The sequence below is a fragment of the Roseovarius salis genome, assembly GCF_044472985.1.
Classification (GTDB): Bacteria; Pseudomonadota; Alphaproteobacteria; order Rhodobacterales; family Rhodobacteraceae; genus Roseovarius; species Roseovarius salis.
Genome location: NZ_JBISDG010000051.1, coordinates 1 through 21,328 on the forward strand (window position 1 = coordinate 1; position 21,328 = coordinate 21,328).

At 65.3% G+C, this 21,328-nt stretch carries 18 protein-coding genes; 7 read left to right on the forward strand and 11 right to left on the reverse strand.

All coding sequences use genetic code 11. The features are described from left to right. Positions 1-197 precede the first annotated feature (197 nt). The 5 genes from ACH13J_RS16270 to ACH13J_RS16290 all read right to left on the reverse strand — a co-directional run bounded on the left by ACH13J_RS16270 (position 198) and on the right by ACH13J_RS16290 (position 4,743). Complete coding sequence (locus tag ACH13J_RS16270) at positions 198-887, reverse strand: ATP-binding cassette domain-containing protein (protein ID WP_397544398.1); 690 nt, start codon at positions 885-887, stop codon at positions 198-200. Continuing rightward, positions 884-1,639 carry an ATP-binding cassette domain-containing protein gene (locus ACH13J_RS16275; protein WP_397544399.1) on the reverse strand — a complete coding sequence of 252 codons (756 nt, stop codon included), beginning with the start codon at positions 1,637-1,639 and terminating at the stop codon, positions 884-886. The genes ACH13J_RS16270 and ACH13J_RS16275 overlap by 4 nt, the downstream gene beginning before the upstream one ends. Then, positions 1,632-2,615: an ABC transporter permease subunit gene (locus ACH13J_RS16280; protein ID WP_397544414.1), complete on the reverse strand. Its 984-nt coding sequence runs from the start codon at positions 2,613-2,615 to the stop codon at positions 1,632-1,634. The genes ACH13J_RS16275 and ACH13J_RS16280 overlap by 8 nt, the downstream gene beginning before the upstream one ends. Before the next feature lie 10 nt (positions 2,616-2,625). Continuing rightward, positions 2,626-3,543, reverse strand: coding sequence for an ABC transporter permease subunit (locus ACH13J_RS16285; RefSeq protein WP_397544400.1), 918 nt, complete (start codon positions 3,541-3,543; stop codon positions 2,626-2,628). Positions 3,544-3,606: 63 nt separating this feature from the next. Further along, positions 3,607-4,743 carry an ABC transporter substrate-binding protein gene (locus ACH13J_RS16290; RefSeq protein WP_397544401.1) on the reverse strand — a complete coding sequence of 379 codons (1,137 nt, stop codon included), beginning with the start codon at positions 4,741-4,743 and terminating at the stop codon, positions 3,607-3,609. Positions 4,744-5,405: 662 nt separating this feature from the next. On the opposite strand from ACH13J_RS16290, the gene ACH13J_RS16295 reads away from it, so the two are divergent. The 5 genes from ACH13J_RS16295 to ACH13J_RS16315 all read left to right on the forward strand — a co-directional run bounded on the left by ACH13J_RS16295 (position 5,406) and on the right by ACH13J_RS16315 (position 10,840). Further along, entirely contained in the window at positions 5,406-5,786 is a 381-nt protein-coding gene (locus ACH13J_RS16295; RefSeq protein ID WP_397544402.1) for a hypothetical protein, read from the forward strand. 22 nt (positions 5,787-5,808) lie between these two features. Next, positions 5,809-6,837 (forward strand): hypothetical protein, encoded by a 1,029-nt coding sequence (locus ACH13J_RS16300; RefSeq protein ID WP_397544403.1) that lies wholly within the window; start codon positions 5,809-5,811, stop codon positions 6,835-6,837. 9 nt (positions 6,838-6,846) lie between these two features. Then, a complete protein-coding gene (locus tag ACH13J_RS16305; RefSeq protein WP_397544404.1) occupies positions 6,847-7,368 on the forward strand; it encodes a hypothetical protein in 522 nt (173 codons plus the stop codon). Between the two features lie 58 nt (positions 7,369-7,426). Next, positions 7,427-8,188, forward strand: a complete 762-nt coding sequence (locus ACH13J_RS16310) for a Stf0 family sulfotransferase (protein WP_397544405.1) — start codon at positions 7,427-7,429, stop codon at positions 8,186-8,188. A gap of 99 nt (positions 8,189-8,287) precedes the next feature. Continuing rightward, on the forward strand, positions 8,288-10,840 hold the full coding sequence (locus ACH13J_RS16315) for a glycosyltransferase (protein WP_397544406.1): 2,553 nt from the start codon (positions 8,288-8,290) through the stop codon (positions 10,838-10,840). A gap of 55 nt (positions 10,841-10,895) precedes the next feature. On the opposite strand, the gene ACH13J_RS16320 is transcribed toward ACH13J_RS16315, so the two are convergent. From ACH13J_RS16320 to ACH13J_RS16335, 4 genes are all read right to left on the reverse strand, one after another. Beyond that, positions 10,896-11,609 carry an ATP-binding cassette domain-containing protein gene (locus tag ACH13J_RS16320; protein WP_397544407.1) on the reverse strand — a complete coding sequence of 238 codons (714 nt, stop codon included), beginning with the start codon at positions 11,607-11,609 and terminating at the stop codon, positions 10,896-10,898. Next, positions 11,606-13,393, reverse strand: coding sequence for a branched-chain amino acid ABC transporter ATP-binding protein/permease (locus ACH13J_RS16325; RefSeq protein ID WP_397544408.1), 1,788 nt, complete (start codon positions 13,391-13,393; stop codon positions 11,606-11,608). Before ACH13J_RS16325 ends, ACH13J_RS16320 begins: the two co-directional genes overlap by 4 nt. A 1-nt stretch (position 13,394) precedes the next feature. Beyond that, positions 13,395-14,252, reverse strand: coding sequence for an ABC transporter permease subunit (locus ACH13J_RS16330; protein ID WP_397544409.1), 858 nt, complete (start codon positions 14,250-14,252; stop codon positions 13,395-13,397). 80 nt (positions 14,253-14,332) lie between these two features. Next, positions 14,333-15,592, reverse strand: a complete 1,260-nt coding sequence (locus ACH13J_RS16335) for an ABC transporter substrate-binding protein (protein WP_397544410.1) — start codon at positions 15,590-15,592, stop codon at positions 14,333-14,335. 276 nt (positions 15,593-15,868) lie between these two features. Here ACH13J_RS16335 and ACH13J_RS16340 point away from each other — a divergent pair, with 276 nt between their 5' ends. Then, positions 15,869-17,014: an efflux RND transporter periplasmic adaptor subunit gene (locus ACH13J_RS16340; protein WP_397544411.1), complete on the forward strand. Its 1,146-nt coding sequence runs from the start codon at positions 15,869-15,871 to the stop codon at positions 17,012-17,014. A 25-nt stretch (positions 17,015-17,039) separates the two neighbouring features. Continuing rightward, positions 17,040-20,144, forward strand: a complete 3,105-nt coding sequence (locus ACH13J_RS16345) for an efflux RND transporter permease subunit (protein WP_397544412.1) — start codon at positions 17,040-17,042, stop codon at positions 20,142-20,144. An 89-nt stretch (positions 20,145-20,233) separates the two neighbouring features. On the opposite strand, the gene ACH13J_RS16350 is transcribed toward ACH13J_RS16345, so the two are convergent. Continuing rightward, positions 20,234-21,226: an adenosine kinase gene (locus ACH13J_RS16350; protein ID WP_397544413.1), complete on the reverse strand. Its 993-nt coding sequence runs from the start codon at positions 21,224-21,226 to the stop codon at positions 20,234-20,236. Positions 21,227-21,237: 11 nt separating this feature from the next. Continuing rightward, a partial coding sequence (locus tag ACH13J_RS16355) for an adenosylhomocysteinase (protein WP_397544415.1) occupies positions 21,238-21,328 on the reverse strand: 91 nt, incomplete at its 5' end.

Below are 21,328 nucleotides of genomic sequence, written 5' to 3' on the forward strand. Positions count from 1 at the left end.
GCGGGCCGGTTCGACGAGGTCGAGGCGTTGGCGCGCGAGGCGGCGCGGCTCTCCCCCGGCGGCTGAGGCGGCTGCCCCCGACGGGTGCGTCCGGCATCCGCCCGGCGCTCATCGACCCTTGCGGGTCTTTTCGCGAGGACAGCCGTCAGGCTGGATGAGCGCCCGGCCGCGCGGGGCACGTGCACGGGCCGGCCGCATCAAACCCCGAGGTGGCGGTCGGTGACATCCGGGGTGAGGGCGCCAAAGGCGCCGGACCACACGGTGCGGCCCTTTTCCAGTATGACGGCCGTGTCGGCGACGGTGCCGATCTCCTGCAGCGACTTGTCGATCACGATGATCGCCATCCCGGTTTCCGCCTTGAGGCGGGAAATGGCGGTCCAGATTTCCTGACGGACGACGGGGGCGAGGCCTTCTGTCGCCTCGTCCAGCACCAGCAGGCGCGGGTTGGTCATCAGGGCGCGGCCGATTGCCAGCATCTGCTGTTCGCCCCCGGACAGGGAGCCGGCCAACTGGTCCCGGCGTTCCAGAAGCCGGGGAAAGAGCCCCGATACCGCGGCGAAATCCCATGCCCCGGGCCGCGCCGCCGCGATCAGGTTCTCGTGGACGGTGAGATTGGTGAAACAGCGCCGCCCCTCGGGCACCAGCCCGATCCCGCAGCGTGCCGCCCGGTGCGCGGGCAGGCGGGCCATGTCGCGCCCGTCGAACACGACCGTTCCGCCCCTGTTGCGCAACAGGCGGCAGATCACCTTGACCGTTGTCGTCTTGCCCATGCCGTTACGTCCCATCAGGGCCACGACCTCGCCGTCCTCGACCGACATGTGCACGTCGAACAAGGCCTGCGATGGCCCGTAAAACGCAGATACATGATCCAGCGTCAGCAGGGTCATGCAGCGTCCTCCGTGCCCAGATAGGCGCGCCGTACCTCGCGATTGGCACGGATCTCCTCCACGGTGCCGGTGGCGATGATCTCGCCATAGACCAGGACGCTGACGCGATCCGCCAGCGAGAACACGGCGTCCATGTCATGCTCGACCAGCAGGATCGGCGCCCTCCGGCGCAGCGTGTCGAGAAACCCCACCAGGCGGTGCGTGCCGTCCGCCCCGAGCCCGGCGGTGGGTTCGTCCATCAGCATCGCCCTGGGGTCGAGCGTCAGGGCCACCGCGACCTCCAGCTGACGCCGCTGGCCGTGCGACAGTTCGGAGGTGCGCAGCGAGCGGAACTCTTGCAGGCCGACCTGCTCCAGGGCGCTTTCGGCCCTGGCAAGGAGGTCGGCGTCACGCATGACGCGATTGAAGAACCGGAACACGTCCCCACGATGGCCGAGCGCCCCCAGAACCGCGTTTTGCAGGGCGGTGTATTCCATCGCGAGGGACGATATCTGGAAGGTCCGCGCAAGCCCCATCCGCGCCCGCGCCGCGGTGGACAGCCGCGTCACGTCCCGTCCGGCGAAATGCACCGTTCCCGCGTCGGGGCCGAGGGATCCCGCGATTTGCTTGATCAACGTGGACTTGCCGGCGCCGTTGGGGCCGATCAGCGCGTGGATCTCGCCCGGACGCAGGTCGAGGTCGATGTTCTTGCTCGCGGTCAGGCCGCCGAAACTTTTGGAAATGCCGCGAACGTCGAGCACGGGCTCAGTCATGCGCCACCTCCCGCCCGGCCAGCAACCCGAAAATCCCGCCGCGCGCGAACAGCACGACCCCCAGCAGGATCGCGCCGAGATAGACGTGCCAGAACTCGCTCAGCCCCCCCAGCACGTGTTCGAGCACGATGAACAGCGCCGCGCCGGCGACCGGGCCGCAAACCCGGCCCACGCCGCCAAGGATCACGAAGATGATGATCTCGCCCGATGTCTGCCAGTTGAGCATTGCCGGGCTCACGAACCGGTTGAGGTCGGCGAAAAGCGCGCCGGCGAGTCCCGTGATCGCCCCGGATATCGTGAAAGCGGTGAGGTAGAGCCGATACGGCACATGACCGACCGCATGCACGCGTTCCTCGTTCTGCCGCGCGGCCCGCAGCATCAGCCCGAACGAGGAATGCGCGATGCGGTGCACCGCAAGCAGCAGGACCGCGAGAATGGCGTAGCATATGGCGAAATACTGGATCGGGTCCATCGTGTTCAGCCCGGCAAAGTCGTTGCGCACATAGATCGAAAGCCCGTCCTCTCCGCCATAGGCCGGCCAGGAGATGGCGAAGTAATAGAACATCTGGCCGAAGGCGAGGGTGATCATGATGAAATAGACGCCCGTGGTGCGCAGTGACAGCGCTCCCACCACGAGCGCGGCCAGCGCGCTGACGGTGACGGCGACAAGCCAGATGACAGGCATCGACTTGGTCCCGTTGATGACCAGGGGCCATTCCATAAGCGGGGTGTACGTCTGGGCATGGTAGGCGAGTATACCCATGGCATACCCGCCCAGCCCGAAGAAGATCGCGTGACCGAAACTGACCAGCCCGCCGAAGCCGAGCGCGATGTTCAGACCCACGCCCGCGATCGCGAAGATCACGGCACGGGTTGCGAGCGTTATCGTGAACGGCTCGTCCGAGGCCCACGCCGCGAGCGGCACGGCCAGCAGGGCGGCCATCAGGACGGTGTTCAGGACCGTTTCCCGCTTGATCCCGTGTCTTTCAAGCATGGCCGAAGAGCCCCCGCGGCCGGAACAGCAGGATGCCGGCCATGAGTATGTAGATGGACATGGACGCCAGCGAGGACCCCACGGACGTGGCGGCCGACGGCTCAAGCACCAGCGCAAAGGCCATCGGCAACAGGAAACGCCCCAGCGTATCGGTCAGCCCGACAAGCAGGGCGCCGACGAACGCGCCCTTGATCGAGCCTATGCCGCCGATCACGATCACGACGAAAGCAAGTATCAGGACCGGCTCGCCCATGCCCACCTGCACCGACTGGATGGCTCCGATAAGCGCCCCCGCTAGGCCGGCGAGCGCGGCGCCGAGTCCGAACACCATCGTGTAGAGGCGCGAGATGTCCACCCCGAGCGCCGCTATCATCTCGCGGTCGTTTTCACCCGCGCGGATGCGGATGCCAAGCCGCGTGCGCGAGATCATCCAGAACAGCCCCGCCGCCACGGCCAGCCCGATCCCGATGAGTGTCAGCCGGTAGACGGAGTATTCGACGCCGAAGGGCAGGGTGAGCGTGCCCGAGAGCGGCTCCGGCTTGTCCAGGAACAGCGGGAAGGAGCCGAATACCCACCTTGTCCCCTCCGAGAAGATCAGGATCAGGGCGAACGTCGCCAGCACCTGGTCGAGATGGTCACGGTCGTACAGGCGGCGTATCACCGTCATCTCGATGATCACGCCGGCGATGGCCGCGGCCGCGAGGCTTGCCGCGAGGGCCAGCAGGAAAGAGCCCGTCGCCGCGGCCGTCGCGGCCGCGGCGAAAGCACCGATCATGTAGAGCGACCCATGGGCCAGGTTGATAAGGCCCATCACCCCGAACACCAGCGTCAGCCCGGCCGCCATGAGAAACAGCATGACGCCGAACTGCAGCCCGTTGAGTGTCTGCTCCGCGACGAGGATCCACGACATGTCCGACCTGCCCGTTATCGTTGGCGCCGCCCCGCTCTTGCGGCGGGGCGGCGCGCGTCCGGTTCACATCCCGCACTGCTCGGCATAGGCGTCGCCGCGGTCTTCGAGGCCGACCGTGACGATCCGGTTGGTGAGCACGTCGCCCTCCTTGATCACCTCGCGGACGAAGATGTCCTGGATCGGGTGGTGGTTGGAGTTGAAGGCGAAGTCGCCGCGGGTCGACGCGAAGTCGGCCGCCTCCAGCGCGGTGCGGAACGCGTCCATCTCCGTCACGTCGGCCTTTTCCATTGCCGAAATCAGGAGGTTGGCAGTGTCATAACCCTGGCTTGCGTAGAGCGAGGGCAGGCGGCCGTACTTGTCCTGGAAGCTGTCGACAAAACGCCTGTTGGCCTCGTTGTCGATGTCCTTGGACCATTGTGACGTGTTGCGCACGCCGAGCGCCGCGTCACCCACCGCCTGAAGAATCCCCTGGTCGAAGCTGAACGCAGGCCCGACGACGGGCAGGTCCACGCCGCTGTCGGCGTACTGCTTGAGAAAGGAAATGCCCATGCCGCCGGGCAGGAAGAAGAACACGCTGTCGGCCCCGGATGCCCGGATCTGGGCGATTTCGCTGGCGTAGTCGGTCTGCCCCAGCTTGGTATACACCTCGCCGGCGACGTTGCCTTCGTAGAACCGCTTGTAACCGGTCAGCGCGTCCTTGCCCGCCGGATAGTTCGGGGCGAGGATGAACGAATTGGAGTAGCCCGCGTCATTGGCATAGGCGCCGGCGGCTTCGTGCAGGTTGTCGTTCTGCCATGCCACGTTGAAATAATTCTCGTGGCATCCCCGCCCGGCCAGTTGCGATGGGCCGGCATTGGGGGAAAGGTAGAACTTGCCCTGCGCGACCGCGCCCGGAACGACCGCCATGGCAAGGTTCGACCATATGATCCCGGTCAACACGTCGACCTTTTCCGACTGGATCATCTTGTCGGCAAGTTGCACCGCGACGTCGGGTTTGCGCTGGTCGTCCTCGATCACGACCTCGATATCGTCGCGACCGGATTGCTCGATCGCGAGCATGAAGCCGTCGCGCACGTCGATGCCAAGTCCGGCACCGCCGCCCGAAAGCGTCGTTATCATGCCCACCTTCAGGCCTTCCGCCTGCGCGGCGGTGGCGAGCGCGGCGGTACAGGCCGCGAGGATGAAATGCCTTATCTTCATGTGTTCCCTCCTGTTGAACGTCTGGGATCCTGGAATGCCCGTGAAGGCGTTTTTGGTGTCCGCTGTATAGTTCCGGTACCTAACACGTTGCTGGCCGTCCGCGCCGTTTTTCTTTTCGGTCACGCGACGACGGCCAACCCCTGATAGAGACAAGCGGCCCGTCCCGGCAACCTTTTCGCAGCTGTGGCGTATTGGCAACCCATGATCCCCCTGCCTCCGGCGCGCGTGGGGTTCACGGAACATGTTCCGGGCGGCCGAAGTGGCGCGGCTTGTGCAATGCAGTTGCATAAAATTCTCTTGGCCCGGCCGTTGGGGGCGAACAGGCACACGCGGCACGTTTTGGGCGCGGTGGGGTCGGCCGCCAGCCCGACATGCGCCCGCGTGGCGTCCGCTGTCTTGATACGGGCATGAAATCATGTCACCTAACACACTGTCGGCAAGGGTCTGCGCTTGCAAAATTTGCACCGGACAACATGGTGACTGGATACCGGCACTGGACACTTGCGCATGATCGGGCGGCATGCCGCCTTGGAGCCCGGCGAGGCGACGCTTTCGGTTGCATGGTCGAGACGAGAGTTGGCTGCCATGGCAGCGCGGGAGCCGGCCATCGCGCCGGTGGACGGGCAAGTTGATAGGGGGGCACCATGCCGGAAAGACGTCAATTGGTTAATTTTGGAACATTGAAGCAGATACTCGACCTGCGCGGTTTCGACGAGGGGCACGACATGGTGGTGCTCAGCCGCGAAGGGTTCGAGTGGCTTTTGAGGCAATACGTGGCCTCCTTCCCGCTCGACGAGGAATGGTACCGCTCTGCAAACAGCGATGTGCAAGAGGCGTTCGAGGCCGGGGCGATCGACGATGCCAAGTCCCATTTCGTCACGCAGGGTTACATCGAGGGGCGCGGGTATCCGCCGGCGGATTTCGACGAGGCGTCCTACCTGGAAAACAACGACGACTTGCGGGACGCTTACGAGGCTGGCAATGTCTCCGACCTGAAAGCGCATTTCGTACGCCACGGATTTTACGAGGGCAGGAGATACTGATGACAGGAACGACCGGGCGCTGATGGCGAAAATCTATCTTCACATCGGGATGAACAAGACCGGCTCGAGTGCCATACAGAGCTACATGCACAAGAACAGGGCGGTCCTGAAGAATATCGGCGTTCTATGGCCGGAAACCGGCCTTGGACGGGATGGCCAGGGAGAAGGCTATCACTATGGCCTGAGTAGCGCTCTCGGGTTCGCCGGCGGCCGCGCGGAACCTGCCGATGCCAGCGAACGACAGGCCCTGCGTGATGCCCTGGACGAGGAGATCGCGGCGGCGGGCGCCCGGAGCGTCGTGTTGAGTTCCGAGTTCTTCGTGCTGCGCCGGGATCATGCGCCGCTGGCCTCGTTCTTCGAGGGGCTGGACGTGCATGTGGTGGTCTATCTCCGGCGCCACGATACGTGGTGGCCGTCGCTGTTCGCGCAGGCGATCAAGACCTCCGCCAATCCCCCTTGGCAGCGCAATTTCCGGAGTTACCGACAGCTTCAAGCCAAGAAACGCGGCCAGTATTTCGTTTTCGGCGAGTTGCTCGACGCCATGGCGGACCTGTTCGGTCAGGAAAATGTCAGCGCCTGCCCCTACGAGGACGGTCAGATCGAACCGGATCTTGTCACGCACTTCCTTAAGGAAATCGGTGAGCCGCAGGCTGCCGACCTGATACCGCCGCAGAAGGACCGCGTGAATACCTCGCTTTCCCCGCGCAGCCTTTCGCTGATCGACCTCGTGCAGCGCGCGCGTATAGAGCCTGTCACCAAGGGTCGCATCATACGCACGATCATGTACGAGGATGATGGCGCCGCTGGCGGCGATCTTGTGCCCGCCGCCGTGCGCCGCGAGCTTGCAGAGGAGCACGCGGCCGATTATGAGCGTATCGCGCGTGAATATCTCGGGCGAGAGGACGGGGTGTTGTTCCGTGATCCCTTACCGGAAGCACAAGGCAAAGACGAAGTTGGCGCACTCCCCTTTCCCGGGGCGGTGGAATTCTTCGCAAGGCACTTCAAACGTGCAGACGATCCGGCGGCGTCCGGCTCCAGCGCGGCGGGGTGAGGGTGATCCGTGCCAACGCTCCTGATCCACATCGGCGCGCACAAGACCGGCACGACGGCACTCCAGCGCGCGTTTGAGCAGAACACCGCGGTGCTGGCGGCGCACGGGGTGACCTATCCCCGTACGAACTGGTTCCATTTCGCCCAGCATCGTCTTGCCTTCTTGTGGCGGAGACAACAGGAGCTGGAATTGGGTGTCTCACCTGCTGAGCGGCATATTGTCGGGATGGCCGACGCTTGCGCACTTCCTGATCGTGACGGCGAGGGCATCGATACATTCACTGGCCAAGCGGAGGTTTCCCCGTCTCGCACCAAGAACAAAACGAGCACAACCTCTGTTTGTTTTGCGGTGCAGTATATCACGCGTCGCGCTGCTGCGATCCTGGCATTGGATGGTTCCCTTTGGTGGCGGCGATCCCTTGGACGCAACACTGAGCAGGCAAAGGCGACGGCGAAAAGAATCGTGTTATTGGCTGATTTCGGGTCGCGAACTGCGCTGGCCAGTTGTTTGCGACTGACACCTTGTGAGTAATCGAAGCAGCGCTGTGTCACAGGTGTGAGAATATCAGCCCCCAGATCAGGATAACAGAATGCCGACCAACGTACATGAGAAGCATATTTCGGCTGCACTTGAGAGTTGCGTGTACTCTGGCGGAAATCCGGTCGATAAGACCCTGGTGCTTCTTGGGTTCGTCAACCGAAGTGGTTCCACCTATCTGGGCGATCTGCTTTCGAAACTCGATGGGTTTTCAGGTTTCAAGGAGCAGCTCAACCACAAGGCGGTGCTGAATACCTGCGCACGCAAACGGATAAAGACCTTTCCGGAATATATTCATCATATCGCAAGCGAAACCGAGGGGAGCGTGTTTGGGATAAAGGCCTCGGCGATGCAGGCGCGCATGTTGTTCCGCTGGCGTATTCCTGAAATGTTCTCGCGGACAAGAATGATACACATAATAAGAAACGACGTTGTTTCGCAGGCTGTATCCTTGCATGTCGCGCAACACACAGGCCAGTGGACCAGCCTGCAAGATGCGGCTTCCTCGTCGGCGCCTTATGATTTCAAGCACATAAAGGGCAGAATAGACGGCATAAACAATCAGAACGGCGAGATCCGACTGACTGCAAGCGTTTTGGGAATACCCGTTCACACGATCGTATACGAGGATTTTGTCGCGGATCAGGACGCTGGCATCGAGGGGGTAAGCAGGTTTCTGGGGGTCGAAGCAAGCGCAGGGGGGGTACATGCGCAATCAAGTTACAAGAAACAAAGATCACAAGAAAAATCGGACATGGTCGACAGGTTCAAACGGGAGCTGGCCGAGCTGTGGCTGCAAGAGGGCGACGCCTAGCGCCTGTTTCATGACGGACTGTCAAATGATTGAGACGCCAACCGTCATCACCGGGCGATCCGGATGAGTACCGGAAATCCCTTTCGGATTTCCGGAAGAATGCAACGCGTCTGGCCGTGGTTGTACAGGGGCAACTACGCGCTGCTTTCGGGCGCGCACAAACTCTTCGACCGGCGGTTCTATCTGCTCATGAACCCCGACGTCGCAGAAACCGAGATGGACCCCATTCAGCACTACCTGGTGTACGGCGCCGACGAGGGGCGCAATCCAAGCGCGGTTTTCAATACCCTGTATTACCGCCGGAAGATGCCCCAGCAAGAACGCTGGATGAACCCGCTGGTGCATTTCCTGCGCCACGGTGCCGGGCGGGGCATATCGCCGACCCCGTTCTTCAACCATGACATCTACGCCAGCCGGAACCGGGACGTCGCGGCGGTGTGGGGCGACCTGTTCGAACATTACGTGCGTCACGGCGTTCACGAGAACCGCGTTGCAACGGACATATTCGACCCGCAAAGATACCTGGCCGAGAACCCCGAGGCGAGGCAGTCGGGGATGAGCGCGCTTGCGCATTACCTATGCGTGGGGGATGCGCGCGGGGCGATCCCGATGCACTACGCCGGGGTGGGGGAGCGACGCGCCGACGGGACCTGTATCAGCCTGCCCCCGGGCCTGAAGGCCGAGATCGCGGCGTTGGCGCCCCAGGGCCCCGAGACCCCGGTGCTCGACGTGATCGTGCCGGTCTACCGCGGGAGGGAGGAAACGCTGTCATGTATCTGGCACGCCCTGCGGTCCCGTGGGGAGGTTGCCTTCGAACTCGTTGTCGTGGACGACTGCTCGCCCGAGCCGGGGCTGAGCCGGATCCTGCAGGGGCTTGCCGACAGCGGGCATGTCACGCTGCTGCGCAACGAGGAAAACCTTGGCTTCGTCAAGAGCGTGAACAGGGGCATGCAACTGCACCCTGACCGCGACGTGATCCTGCTCAACTCCGACACCGAGGTGTATCATGGTTGGGTGGACCGTCTGCATGCCGCCGCCAGGTCCGACAAGGTGCTCGGGACCCTGACGCCGCTGACCAATAACGGCACGATATGCAGCTATCCGCATTTCGCCGAGGACAACCCCCACACGCTGGAAGTCGACTACGAGACGCTGGACAGGATCGCGGGCGAGGCGAACGCGCAGGCCGCGCCGGTGCCGGCCCCGACCGCCGTTGGTTTCGCGATGTATATCAAGCGCGAAGTGATCGATGAAGTCGGCTATTTCGACGAAGAGGCCTTTGGCACCGGCTACGGCGAGGAAAACGACTTCTGCCAGCGGGCGCAGGCCGCCGGATGGCTGGACATGATCGCCACCAACGTGGTGATCCGCCACCTGGGCAGCATGTCCTTTCAGGAGGAGAAGGCGGACCGGGTAAGGCACGCGACCGCGGTGATCGACTCGCGGTATCCCGACTATAGCGGGCGCGTGCAGCGCTTCCTTGCGACGGACCCTTTGCGCGCGCACCGTGCACGGATCGACATGGAGCGGCTTGAGCGGCTCGTGGCCGATCGCAACGTTCTCGTGATTTCGCACAACCGCGGGGGCGGCACCGAGCAGTTCATTCAGCAGGATTGCGCCCGGATGGCCCGCGACGGCATTTCGGTTTTCCGTATGCGGGCCGACAGTCCGCGCCGGGACCGGGTGATGCACTTCCACGCCGAGGCGCCCGACCTGCCCAACCTCAGGCCGCTCGATTTCGACAGCGACCGCGACGAAATCGTCGCCCTGTGGCGGCGGTTGGGAATCCAGCGGATCGACATTCACCACATCGCGGATTTCGGCCGTCATGGCGCGCGCAGGCTGCTCGCCCTTCTGGAGGCGTCGGGGCTGCCTTGGCGCTATTGCGTTCACGATTACCTGCCCCTGTGCCCGCGCATCACGCTGTCGGACGATGTCGGCGTCTACTGCGGCGAGCCCGACAGCGCAGGCTGCCGGCGCTGTTTGCAGGCCCAGCACTCCGAGTTCGGACTCGTCGACATCGACTGGTGGCGAGATGAAAACCGGCGGTTGCTGTCGGGGGCAGAGGAATGCGTCGTCCCCGACCGGGACGTGGCCGAACGCCTCACGCGGTACTGGCCGGAGATACCCGTGCGCGTCGAGGCCCACGATTGCGCGGCGCCAGGGCGTCGGCCGGTGCGGTCACGGGGCCTTGACCGCGGGGATGGCGTGCTCCGGGTCGGGATCATCGGGGCGATTTCGACCATCAAGGGATATCACTATGTCCTCGACTGCGCGCGCCTTGCGCAGCAGCAGCAGATGCCGGTTAAATTCGTCGTCGTGGGATACACCAAGGACGACCGGCGCGCCGCCGAGGCCGGCATGGAAGTCACCGGGCGATACAGCCACGAAGAGGTGTTCGACCGCCTGGAGGAGCAGGAACTCGACGTCATCTTCGTGCCGTCGCGGTTGCCCGAGACGTACTCCTTCGCCCTTTCCTATGCCATCGACAGCGGCCTGCCGATCATCGTGTTCGACATCGGGGCGCCGCCATCGCGGCTGAGGGATCTCAAGGCCGAGAATTGCCATATCCTGCCCCTTGAAACCAAGCCAAAGGGATTGCTGAAGCTCCTTGGGCAGATGCGCCAGACCGGTCTGGAGACGTCAGGCTGAGCGGACAGGCCGCCCGATCCTGCGCGCGGTGCCGCGATATAGCGGCGGATGCGGGTCAGCCGCCGAGGTAGAGCTGGGCAATCTCCGGGTTGTCGAGAAGTGACGCGGCATTATCGCTGAGCCGCACCCGTCCGCTTTCCAGCACGTAGCCGCGGTCCACATGCGGCAACGCCTGACGGGCGTTCTGCTCGATCATCAGGACCGAGACACCGGTCTTGCGCAGCCCTGCCACGAGCGTGAAGATCTCCTCGACGATCCGCGGGGCAACCCCGGCCGACGGTTCGTCCAGCAGCAGAACCTCCGGCTCGGGGACAAGGGCACGCGCCAGCGCCAGCATCTGCCGCTCGCCGCCCGAAAGGGTGCCGGCCTCCTGCTTGCGCCGTTCGCCCAGAACCGGAAACAGCGCTGCCATGGCCTCGATCCGCTGCTCGCGCTGCGCACGCGACAGCCGCGCGCCGCCGATCTCGAGGTTTTCCAGAACCGTCATCGAGCTGAAAACGTTGGCAACCTGCGGAACGTAGGCCATGCCGTTCTGCACCATTCTTTCGGGTGCGTGGCCCGTCACGTCGCGCCCGGCCAGCGCAACCTGGCCCGCGGATGGGGCGATCAGTCCGAACAATGCCTTGATCAGCGTGGACTTGCCCGCGCCGTTGGGGCCAAAAACAAGAACGTGTTCGCCGCGACCGATCCGCAGGTCGATGCCGAAAAGTATCTGGAGCGCGCCATAGCCCGCCTGCAGGCCCTTCGCCTCGAGTGCTGTATCTTTCATGCTACCGCCCCGCCCAGATAGGCCTCGATCACCGCCGCGTTCGAACGGATCTCCTCGGGCGTGCCTTCGGCCAGCACCTGGCCCTGGTGCATGACGATGACGCGGTCGCAATAGCGCATGACAAGCTGCATCTCGTGTTCCACGATCAGGAAGGTGGTGCCTTGACGGTTCAACTCGGCGATCCGATCGAACAGGTCGCCCGCCAGCCGCCGGTTCACCCCCGCGGCCGGTTCATCCAGCAACATCAGCGGCGGGCGGCGCATCATCAGCCGGCCAAGCGAAAGCAGCTTGCGCTGCCCGCCTGAAAGGGTGCGCGCCAATTCGTCACGCATATGGGGGATCTCCAGCTCGGCAAGGACGGCCTCGGCCCGTGCGGCTGTCGCGCGTTCCTCTCGGCCTTGCGACAGCGCCGTGAAAAGCCCCGCTCGCAGGGTTTCGTTCTCGCGGGGGATGCCGGCGACCATGAGGTTTTCCCACACGGTCATCGACGGGTACAGCCGGGGCGTCTGGAAAGTTCGGCCAAGGCCCTTGTCGGCGATGTCTTCCGGTGCAAGCCCGGCGATTTCTTCGCCCGCCAGCAGGATGCTGCCCGAATCCGGCGATTGCACGCCGCTCAGCAGGTCGATCACCGTGGACTTGCCGGCGCCGTTGGGGCCGATGAGCCCCGTGATGGAACCGGGGCGCACACCGAAACTCGCGCCGTCGACCGCTCTCAGCCCGCCAAAGCTCTTGTGCAGGCCTGACACCTGCAGGATCGGGCCGCTTCCCGTTGTTGCGTGCACAGGTGGCGCGGTCTCCCCTGTATCCGCGTCAATGGCGGGCGCCTTGCGCCGCCGTTCCGGCAGCAGACCGCCGGGAAAGAACCGGATGACGGCGATCAACAGGAGACCGATCAACACGAAGCGCAGCGACGGCAGGAAGGAGGGGTTGGCCGCGGCGAGTTCGTCAAGCCCGGGCAGGCCGCCCACGAAACGTGTTCCCTCGCGGATGGCGATGAGCACGAAGGCGCCGAGCAGTGCGCCCCAGTGGTTGCCGGTTCCGCCCATGAGCATCGCCAGCCATATCTGGAATGTAACGATTGGCACGAACTGGCCCACATGCACGACCCCCAGCGAGTGGGTCCACAGCGCGCCGGCGATGCCCCCCACGGCCCCGCCGATGGCGAGTGCCTGAAGCTTGGCCACCGACGTCCGCTTGCCGAGGGTGCGGGCCGAAACCTCGTCGTCCCTGATCGCCCGCAGAACGCGGCCGAAAGGCTTTTCCCCCAGATGCCGCAGAAGCGAGAAGATGCCCCCAACCACGACGGCGGTCAGGGCGAGGTAGAACAAGGCGTAACTGTCGGGCGTGAACATCCCGCCGAGCGGCTGGGGCACGTTGGCGATACCGAACTCACCGCGTGTGAGCCACGTTTCGTTGCCCAGGACAGAGCGGACGACCTCGGCCATGGCGAAAGTGGCCACGGCAAGGTAATGGGTGGCCAGCCGGGCGCTGACCGCCCCGATGAAAAGGGCGAGCAGCGCGCCGACCGCGCCCGCGGCTATGAAGCCGGCCCAGACGGGCAGGCCAAGCCCGATGTCGTAACGGGCCGAGGCCGCGACATAGGCATCCGACCCGACCGGCGGCAGGGTCACGATGGCCGAGGCGAAGGCGCCAACTGCAAAAAAGGCCACGTAGCCGAAATTGATGACGCCGGCGAAGCCGAACTGCAGGTTCAACCCCACTGCCAGCAGCCCGTAGACGAGCGCCAGCGAGATCAGGCCGGTAGCAAAAGCGATCAGGTCCATGTCAGCCTCTCCCGCCCATCAGTCCGCGGGGCCGCAGCACCAGCACCAGGATGAGCACGACGAACGCAAAGGCGTAGGAGTAGTTCGCGGCCACGTAGGTCGCGCCCAGCTCCATCGCGAGACCGATGAGCAGCCCGCCGACCATCGCGCCGTAGGGGCTGCCGATCCCGCCCAGGAGAACCGCGGCAAAGACCACCAGCAGGAAATGCCAGCCCATCTGTGGCGCCACGGTGATCTGCGTGATCGCCAGCAGGATGCCGCCCAGCCCGCCGATCACCGCCGACACGAACCACGTTGCATCAAGCACGCGGCGCGACGAGATGCCTGCCACCCGCGCCAGCATGGCATCGTCAGCCACCGCGCGCATCTTCTTGCCCAGCATCGTGAAGCGCAGCAACAGGTGCACCGCCAGCATCGCCAGCAGCGCAACGCCCAGGATGATGAGCTGTTCGCGCGGGATGAACAGCCCGCCGAGCTCGATCGGGCGCATGAGCGGCAGCGGAAAACGGACCGGGTTGGAGCCCGCGATCATGCGCACGATGTTCTGCGCGACGAAGGCGACGCCGACGCTCGTGACCAGAAGCGGCAGCAGCCCGCGATCCATCAACGGGTCATAGAAAAGGCGCGCGACGAGTACCCCGATGAGTCCCACCGCGGCCGCCGCGGTCAGCCCTGCCAGCGGCAGGCCCAGCCCGGCCTGTGCCAGCACGAGGCAGAAGAACGCGCCGAGGGTCAGGAATTCGCCGAAGGCGAAGTTGATGAACCGGGTCACGCCGTAGGCCAGCGTCAGGCCGACGGCGCTGACCGCGATAACCCCGCCGAGCGCGAGGCCGTAAACCAGCGTCTGCAGAAAGATCATGCTCGAATGCCCGTTCCAACGGCGGGTGTTTTGGTATCGCCCCCGGCCGCCGCCGTCACGCCCGGGGGCCTGTCAAACGCTTAGTCGAGCGCCGAGGCGGGCACGACCGCCACCGTGGTCCACGCTCCGTTCTGGACCTGCCGGATGCCGAAGGGGGCGGCGATGTTGCCCCATTCGTCGAAATCGATCGGGCCCACGAGACCGCGGTAGTCGATCGACTCGCCCGCTTCGAGCGCCGCCTTGCCCTCGGTGTAGCTGGTGACCTGCGTCTTGCCCTCGCCGGGATCGGACACGGCGCGGATGTGCCGGGCCAGCGTGGCGCGGGTGATCTCGCCATCGTCCATCTGGTCGCTCAGCATGGCCAGTGCGATGACGTTCATCGAGTCGTAGGTGTTGGTGCCGAAAATCTTGACCTCTTCGCCCGCGTATTCCTCGTAGCGGGTCTCGAAGGCGCGGTTGAGATCCTGGCCTTCCTCCGACGCGACTTCCTCAAGGCCGTAGGTCCCCTGCACCAGATCGGCGCCGGCCAGCTCGATATACTCGGCATTGGTCTGATCCTGCGTCACGAACCATTGCCCGTCATAACCCGACTGGAAGGCGTTGGTCATCACGCGGGCCGACTCCTCGGGCGCGGCGACGAGCACGATGCCGTCGGGATCGGCGGCAAGGGCTTCCTGCACCTCGGAACGGTAGGAGGGCTTGCCCGGCGTGAACTCGATCACCTCGGCCAGCTCGACCCCGTATTCGGCAAAGCTGCGTTCAATCGGTTCGAGAAACGACACCATTGCCGGGGATTGCGCGACCATCAACACCGGGTTTTCCCATGCGCTCGCGCCCTCGCCCAGATATGCCGCGTCGGTCGCGGCCCGCGCGATGGCCTTGCCGCCAAGCGAGTCGGACGGCACGGTGCGGAAACACACGTCCTTGCAGGCGCGGTCCAGTTCGGTCGTGCCGGCCGTCGGCGTGACCATCGGCACACCGTTGTCAATGATCAGGTTCTTGGACCCCGAAAACGACAGCGAGGTCGGTCCGACCAGCGCCATGACGTTGTCCACGTTGATCAGCTTCTGCGCGGCCGTGGTGCCCGCGTCGACGACGCCCTCGGTGTCGCCCTGCACGAAGGCAATCTCGCGCCCGCCGATCCCGCCGGAACCGTTGACCTCCTCGGCGATCATCTGCGCCACCGGCTGCACGTTCTCGCCGACCCACGCATATTGCCCCGTAAAGGGCAGCAGGAGCCCGATCTTCAGCGGGTCGTCCTGCGCCGTGGCGGCACCGGCCCCCAGCATGCCGGCGCAGATCACGGCGGCCCGGCCCGCGTTTTTGACGAATGCGGTCATTGCGTATCCTCCCTGTATCCTCTGGGGCGCTTCGCTTGTGCACCGCGCCCCGGCTGCGGGCTTACGGTACGTAGGCGCCGGCCGGACTGCAACCACTCACGGGCCCCGAATGATGCGGGATGCACGACCGGTCCTTGCAGGAATTACCGCTTTCGCCTGCCTGTTTGGTATGACAGTGGCCTGTGTGCATGAATTGACAGGTGTTCTGGTTACGTGCGCTGGCAATTTCCGTGAACTGGGCGCACCATCGGACCGATGCAGGAGGCGGATTTTCCCATGTGCCCAAGACCCAGCCTGAATTTTCTCTTTGCGGTGTTTCTCGTGGCCGCGCTGTGCGCCGCGCCGGACATGCCGGGCGCGCAGGGCGCCCGGGGCCCTGCCGCCGTGACCGTGACGGAGGTGCAGACACGTACGGTCACGCTGACCACCAAGCTGCCCGGCCGGGTGGCGGCATCGGCACAGGCCGAGGTCCGCCCGCAGGTCAACGGCATCATAGAGGAACGTCTTTTCGAGGAAGGGGCGCAGGTCGAACAGGGACAGGCGCTCTACCAGATCGACACGGACACCTACGACGCACAAGTCGCCAGTGCCAAGGCCGCGGTCACGCAGGCCGAGGCGCAGTTGCGCGCCGCCGAGACAGAGGCCAAGCGGCTGCTTGAGCTGCAGGACCGCGACGTGGCCAGCCAGCAGGCCGTGGACGACGCCGTGGCCGCGCGGGAAACCGCCGCCGCCGCGTTGCAGGTGGCCAGGGCAAGGCTGCGTTCGGCAGAGATCGAACTGGAGCGTACGACCGTCCGGGCGCGGCTGACCGGGGAAATCGGCCTGTCGCGCACCAGCCCCGGCGCCCTCGTCACGGCGAGCCAGTCCAACCCGCTGGCCATAATCCGGGCGCTTGACCCGGTTTACGTCGATGTCACCCAGTCCGCGGCCGAGTTGCTTGAATGGCAGCGCCGTCAGGCATCGGGGCCCGAGGATGTCCCGCAACGCGAGGTCGAGCTGATCCTGGCGGATGGGCAGCGGTATTCCGAAACCGGCGTGCTGACCGCGGCCGAGCCCAATGTCGACCCGCTGACGGGGGTCGTCACGCTGCGCATGGAGTTCGCCAACCCTGACAGGCTGCTGCTGCCGGGTATGTATGTTCAAGTCGTCCTGCCGACCGTGACGCAGGAAAACGCGGTGCTGGTGCCCCAACAGGCGGTGACCCGCGACAGGCGGGGCAGGCCGGTCGCCTGGGTGGTCGGCCAGGACAATGTCGTGGAAGAACGCGCGCTGACCATTCTGCAGGATCTCGGGGCGGACTGGGTGGTGAGCGAGGGGCTGAGCGGCGGCGAACGTCTGGTTCTCGAAGGCTTCCAGAAAACCCAGCCCGGCGCCGAGGTCGCGCCGCAGCCGCGGGACCCGGCCGAACAGGCCAAAGACTGACGCCGGACAAGACAGGACGCCCGCCATGGCCCGATTCTTCATAGACAGACCGGTTTTCGCCTGGGTGATCTCGATTCTCATCATGGGGGTCGGGCTGCTGGCGATCTCGGTGCTGCCCGTGGCGCAGTACCCCGAGATCGCGCCACCGCAGGTGGAGGTCAGCGCGACCTATCCCGGCGCCTCGGCCGAGACGGTGGCCAACACTGTGACGCAGGTGATCGAACAGCAGATGACCGGGCTGGACGGGCTGCGCTACCTGTCCTCGTCCTCCACCTCGGACGGGCGCAGCACCATCACGCTGAATTTCGAGACCGGCACGGACCCCGACATCGCGCAGGTGCAGGTGCAGAACAAGCTGTCGCAGGCGACGCCCCTGCTGCCACAGGCCGTTCAGCGCCAGGGCGTGACGGTCGAGAAGTCATCGGCCGGGTTTCTCATGGTGGTGGCTTTGATCGCCGAGCAGGGCGATTACGAGGAAGTCGACCTTGCCGATTACATGATCACCAACCTCGTGGACGAGCTCAGCCGGATCGAGGGGGTGGGCAGCGTCAATGTCTTTGGCGCGCAATACGCGATGCGGATATGGCTGGACCCCTCCAAGCTGGCTGCCTACGAACTGACGCCGGCGGACGTTGTCAGGGCCGTGTCGGAGGAAAACGCGCAGGTTTCGGCCGGCGCCTTCGGCAGCCGCCCCACGGTCGAGGGCCAGATGCTCAACGCCACCGTCACGGCGCAATCGCTGCTGCGCACGACCGAGGATTTCCGCCAGGTCGTGCTGCGGGCGGAAACCGATGGCGGGCTGGTTCTGCTGAACGACGTGGCCGAGGTGGAAATCGGCGCCGAGAACTACGGCACGATCGCGCGCTTCAACCGTGACACGACCGCGGGCATGGCCATCAGCCTCGCGCCCGGTGCCAACGCGCTCGACACCGCCGCGCGGGTGAAATCGCGGCTTGACGCGTTCGCCGCGTTCTTCCCCGAGGGTGTGCGCCACGTGATCCCCTATGACACGACCCCCTTCGTCGAGATCTCGATCAAGGAGGTGGTCAAGACCCTGTTCGAGGCGATCGGGCTGGTGTTCCTCGTGATGTTCCTTTTCCTGCAGAACCTGCGCGCCACCCTGATCCCCACGCTTGCGGTGCCGGTGGTCTTGCTGGGCACTTTCGGCATTCTCGCGGCCTCGGGGTTCACCATCAATACGCTGACCATGCTGGCCATGGTGCTGGCCATCGGCCTGCTGGTGGATGATGCCATCGTCGTGGTCGAAAACGTCGAGCGCATCATGGAGCAGGACGGGCTACCCCCGCGCGAGGCCACCTACAAGTCGATGGGGCAGATCACCGGGGCGCTGGTGGGAATCGCGATGGTGCTCTCGGCCGTTTTCGTGCCGATGGCATTCTTTCCCGGCTCGACCGGCGTGATCTACCAGCAGTTCGCCATCACCATCGTGTCGGCCATGGCGCTGTCGGTCGTCGTGGCGATCACGCTGACGCCGGCGCTTTGCGCGTCGATCCTCAAGCGGCCAGGCCATGGCGCGAAGCGCGGTTTCTTCGGGCTGTTCAACCGTGGTCTCGAAAGGGTGATCAGCGGCTACACCGGGTCGGTGCGCTGGTCGATCCGCCGGCCGCTGCGCGTGGGACTCGTCTATGTCGCGCTTGGCGCGGCCGTGGTGGTGATGTTCATGCGCACCCCCACCGGGTTTCTGCCGGAAGAGGACCAGGGCATCCTTTTCACGCTGATCCAGGCCCCCACCGGTGCCACGGCCGAGCGCACGCTCGATGTCGTCAAGCAGGTCGAGGACTATTATCTCGAACAGGAAACCGACGTGGTGGACACCATGTTCGGGGTGGTCGGCTTCAGCTTTTCCGGGCGCGGGCAGAACGTGGGCATCGCCTTTGTCCAGCTCAAGGACTGGAAAGACCGGCCGCGCCCCGACCAGAGCGTTCAGGCGTTGGCCGGGCGGGCCTTCGGGGCGTTCAGCCAGATCAGGGACGCACAGGTTTTCCCGGTCGTGCCGCCCTCGGTGATCTCTCTGGGTAACGTGTCGGGTTTCGATTTCTATCTTCAGGCACGGGGCGGGCAGGGCCACGACACGTTGCGTAACGCGCGCAACCAGTTGCTTGGCATGGCGGCGCAGAGCGAGCTGATCGCCTCTGCACGGCCAAGCGGGCTGGAGGACGCGGCGCAGTTCAACCTTGATATCGACTGGCGCAAGGCCGGTGCGATGGGGCTTTCGGCCACGGATGTCGGCAACCTGCTGACGACCGCTTGGGCGGGGCGGTACGTGAACGATTTCATCTACAACGGCCGCATCAAGCGCGTCTACGTGCAGGGAGAGCCGGAATCACGCGCGCAGCCCTCGGACCTCAAGAAATGGCGGGTGCGCAACGAAAGCGGCGGCCTGGTGCCGTTCTCGAACTTCGCGCAGGGAGCGTGGACCTATGGGCCGCAGGGGCTCTACCGCTACAACGGCGTCCCGGCCATGCAGGTTCAGGGCAGCCCCGCGCCCGGCGTGTCGACCGGCGACGCGATGGCCGAAATCGAGCGTCTGGCTGCGCAGTTGCCGGGCGAGTTCGACGTCGCGTGGACCGGTCTTTCGCTGGAGGAGCGCGAATCCGGCAACCAGGCGCCGTTACTCTACGCGCTGTCGGTGGCGGCGGTGTTCCTGTCGCTCGCCGCGCTGTACGAGAGCTGGGCGATCCCCTTCGCCGTGATGCTGGCCATGCCGATCGGCGTGCTGGGGTCGCTGATCGGGGCGTGGCTGGGGGATTTCGACAACGGGGTTTTCTTTCAGGTGGGGTTGCTTACGGTGATCGGCCTGACCTCGAAGAACGCGATCCTGATCGTCGAGTTCGCGCGGGACAAGTACGCCTCGGGCATGAAGGTGCGCGATGCCGTGGCCGACGCGGCAAGGGAACGTTTCCGCCCGATCGTGATGACCTCGATGGCCTTCTCGCTGGGGGTCCTGCCGCTGGTGCTCAGTTCCGGCGCGGGCGCCGGCGGGCGCAACGCGATCGGCTCGGGTGTGCTGGGGGGCACTCTGTCCTCCACCATACTGGGGATCGTGTTCGTGCCGCTCTTCTTCGTGATCGTCGTTCGGCTCTTCCGCCGGGGCGGCGCCGAGGGATAGGACATGAAAGGGCCGGCAGGGCGCGTTCGCCGTGCCGGCCCGGTCCCTCTTTGGTCCTGCGGCCCCGGTCGGGGGGCGCCGTGACCGCGTCAGGCCGCTGGCAGGGAAATGGCCCGTGCGGCGGCCCCGTCCCGGGCGCCGTAATGCACCAGAACCCGCGCGGCCAGTTCTGCCCCCTGACGGCCGGCCGCGTCGACGGCCCGGCCCTGGGCCAGTGCCGCGAGGAAGCCGCTGGCATAGGCATCACCCGCCCCGGTGGTATCCACCACGCGGGACACCGGCAGTGCCGGGATATGATGCCGGCCCGAGGCGTCGGCAACCACCGAGCCCTCGTCATGCCGGGTGACCGCCGCGACCGGCACATGCGCGGTCGCCCAGTCCAGCGCCATGTAGGTGTCCTCCGTCCCGGCCAGCGCCCCGATCTCGATGTGGTTGCCGATCAGGATATCGGCGTGCCGCTCGACGAAGTTGCGCATGACCCCCTCGTTGCGCCGGACGCAATCCGCGTCCGACGGGGTGAGCGCGACGCGCGCGCCGGCGGCCTTGGCCTTTTGCGCCGCGTCCTCGATGACCGCCGCGCCCTGCGGCGCATCCCACAGGTAGCCTTCGACGAACAACATGTCGAAGCTGTCGGGCATGGCACCGCCCAGGTCGGAGGGTTTCATCGTCGTGGCCGCGCCAAGGTAGGTGCTCATCGTGCGTTCGCCATCGGGCGTGACCAGCACGACGCAGCGCCCGGTGCCGGCCTCTTCCGGGGCGGCAGCGGCCACGGGTGCGGCGATGCCCAGCTCTTCCATCTCATCGCGGAAACTGCGCCCGAGATCGTCGGAAGCCACCTTGCCCAGATAGGTTCCGGTGACGCCGGTCTCGGAGAGATGCGCAACGGAATTGGCCACCGACCCGCCGGACTGGCGCACGCCGGGGCCGACCTCGTCGAAGAGCGCGTGGGCCGCTTCGGCATCCACCAGATGCATGCCGCCATGCGTCAGCCCGTGGCGCGTTATCACCTCGGGATCGACGGCTGCGACCACGTCCACCAGCGCGTTGCCGAGCCCCACGATATGCGGTGTCTTGTCGGTCATGTCCGCTCTCCTCAGTACCTGTAGTGTTCCGGCTTGTAGGGGCCTTGGGGTTTGACGCCGATGTAGTCGGCCTGGTCGGGGCGCAGCTCGGTGAGCTTGACG

Coding starts and splice junctions, on each gene's coding strand:
- ACH13J_RS16270 (WP_397544398.1), bottom strand. CDS start 887: ATGACCCTGCTGACGCTGGATCATGTATCTGCGTTTTACGGGCCATCG.
- ACH13J_RS16275 (WP_397544399.1), bottom strand. CDS start 1,639: ATGACTGAGCCCGTGCTCGACGTTCGCGGCATTTCCAAAAGTTTCGGC.
- ACH13J_RS16285 (WP_397544400.1), bottom strand. CDS start 3,543: ATGTCGTGGATCCTCGTCGCGGAGCAGACACTCAACGGGCTGCAGTTC.
- ACH13J_RS16290 (WP_397544401.1), bottom strand. CDS start 4,743: ATGAAGATAAGGCATTTCATCCTCGCGGCCTGTACCGCCGCGCTCGCC.
- ACH13J_RS16300 (WP_397544403.1), top strand. CDS start 5,809: ATGGCGAAAATCTATCTTCACATCGGGATGAACAAGACCGGCTCGAGT.
- ACH13J_RS16310 (WP_397544405.1), top strand. CDS start 7,427: ATGCCGACCAACGTACATGAGAAGCATATTTCGGCTGCACTTGAGAGT.
- ACH13J_RS16315 (WP_397544406.1), top strand. CDS start 8,288: ATGCAACGCGTCTGGCCGTGGTTGTACAGGGGCAACTACGCGCTGCTT.
- ACH13J_RS16320 (WP_397544407.1), bottom strand. CDS start 11,609: ATGAAAGATACAGCACTCGAGGCGAAGGGCCTGCAGGCGGGCTATGGC.
- ACH13J_RS16325 (WP_397544408.1), bottom strand. CDS start 13,393: ATGGACCTGATCGCTTTTGCTACCGGCCTGATCTCGCTGGCGCTCGTC.
- ACH13J_RS16330 (WP_397544409.1), bottom strand. CDS start 14,252: ATGATCTTTCTGCAGACGCTGGTTTACGGCCTCGCGCTCGGCGGGGTT.
- ACH13J_RS16335 (WP_397544410.1), bottom strand. CDS start 15,592: ATGACCGCATTCGTCAAAAACGCGGGCCGGGCCGCCGTGATCTGCGCC.
- ACH13J_RS16340 (WP_397544411.1), top strand. CDS start 15,869: ATGTGCCCAAGACCCAGCCTGAATTTTCTCTTTGCGGTGTTTCTCGTG.
- ACH13J_RS16345 (WP_397544412.1), top strand. CDS start 17,040: ATGGCCCGATTCTTCATAGACAGACCGGTTTTCGCCTGGGTGATCTCG.
- ACH13J_RS16350 (WP_397544413.1), bottom strand. CDS start 21,226: ATGACCGACAAGACACCGCATATCGTGGGGCTCGGCAACGCGCTGGTG.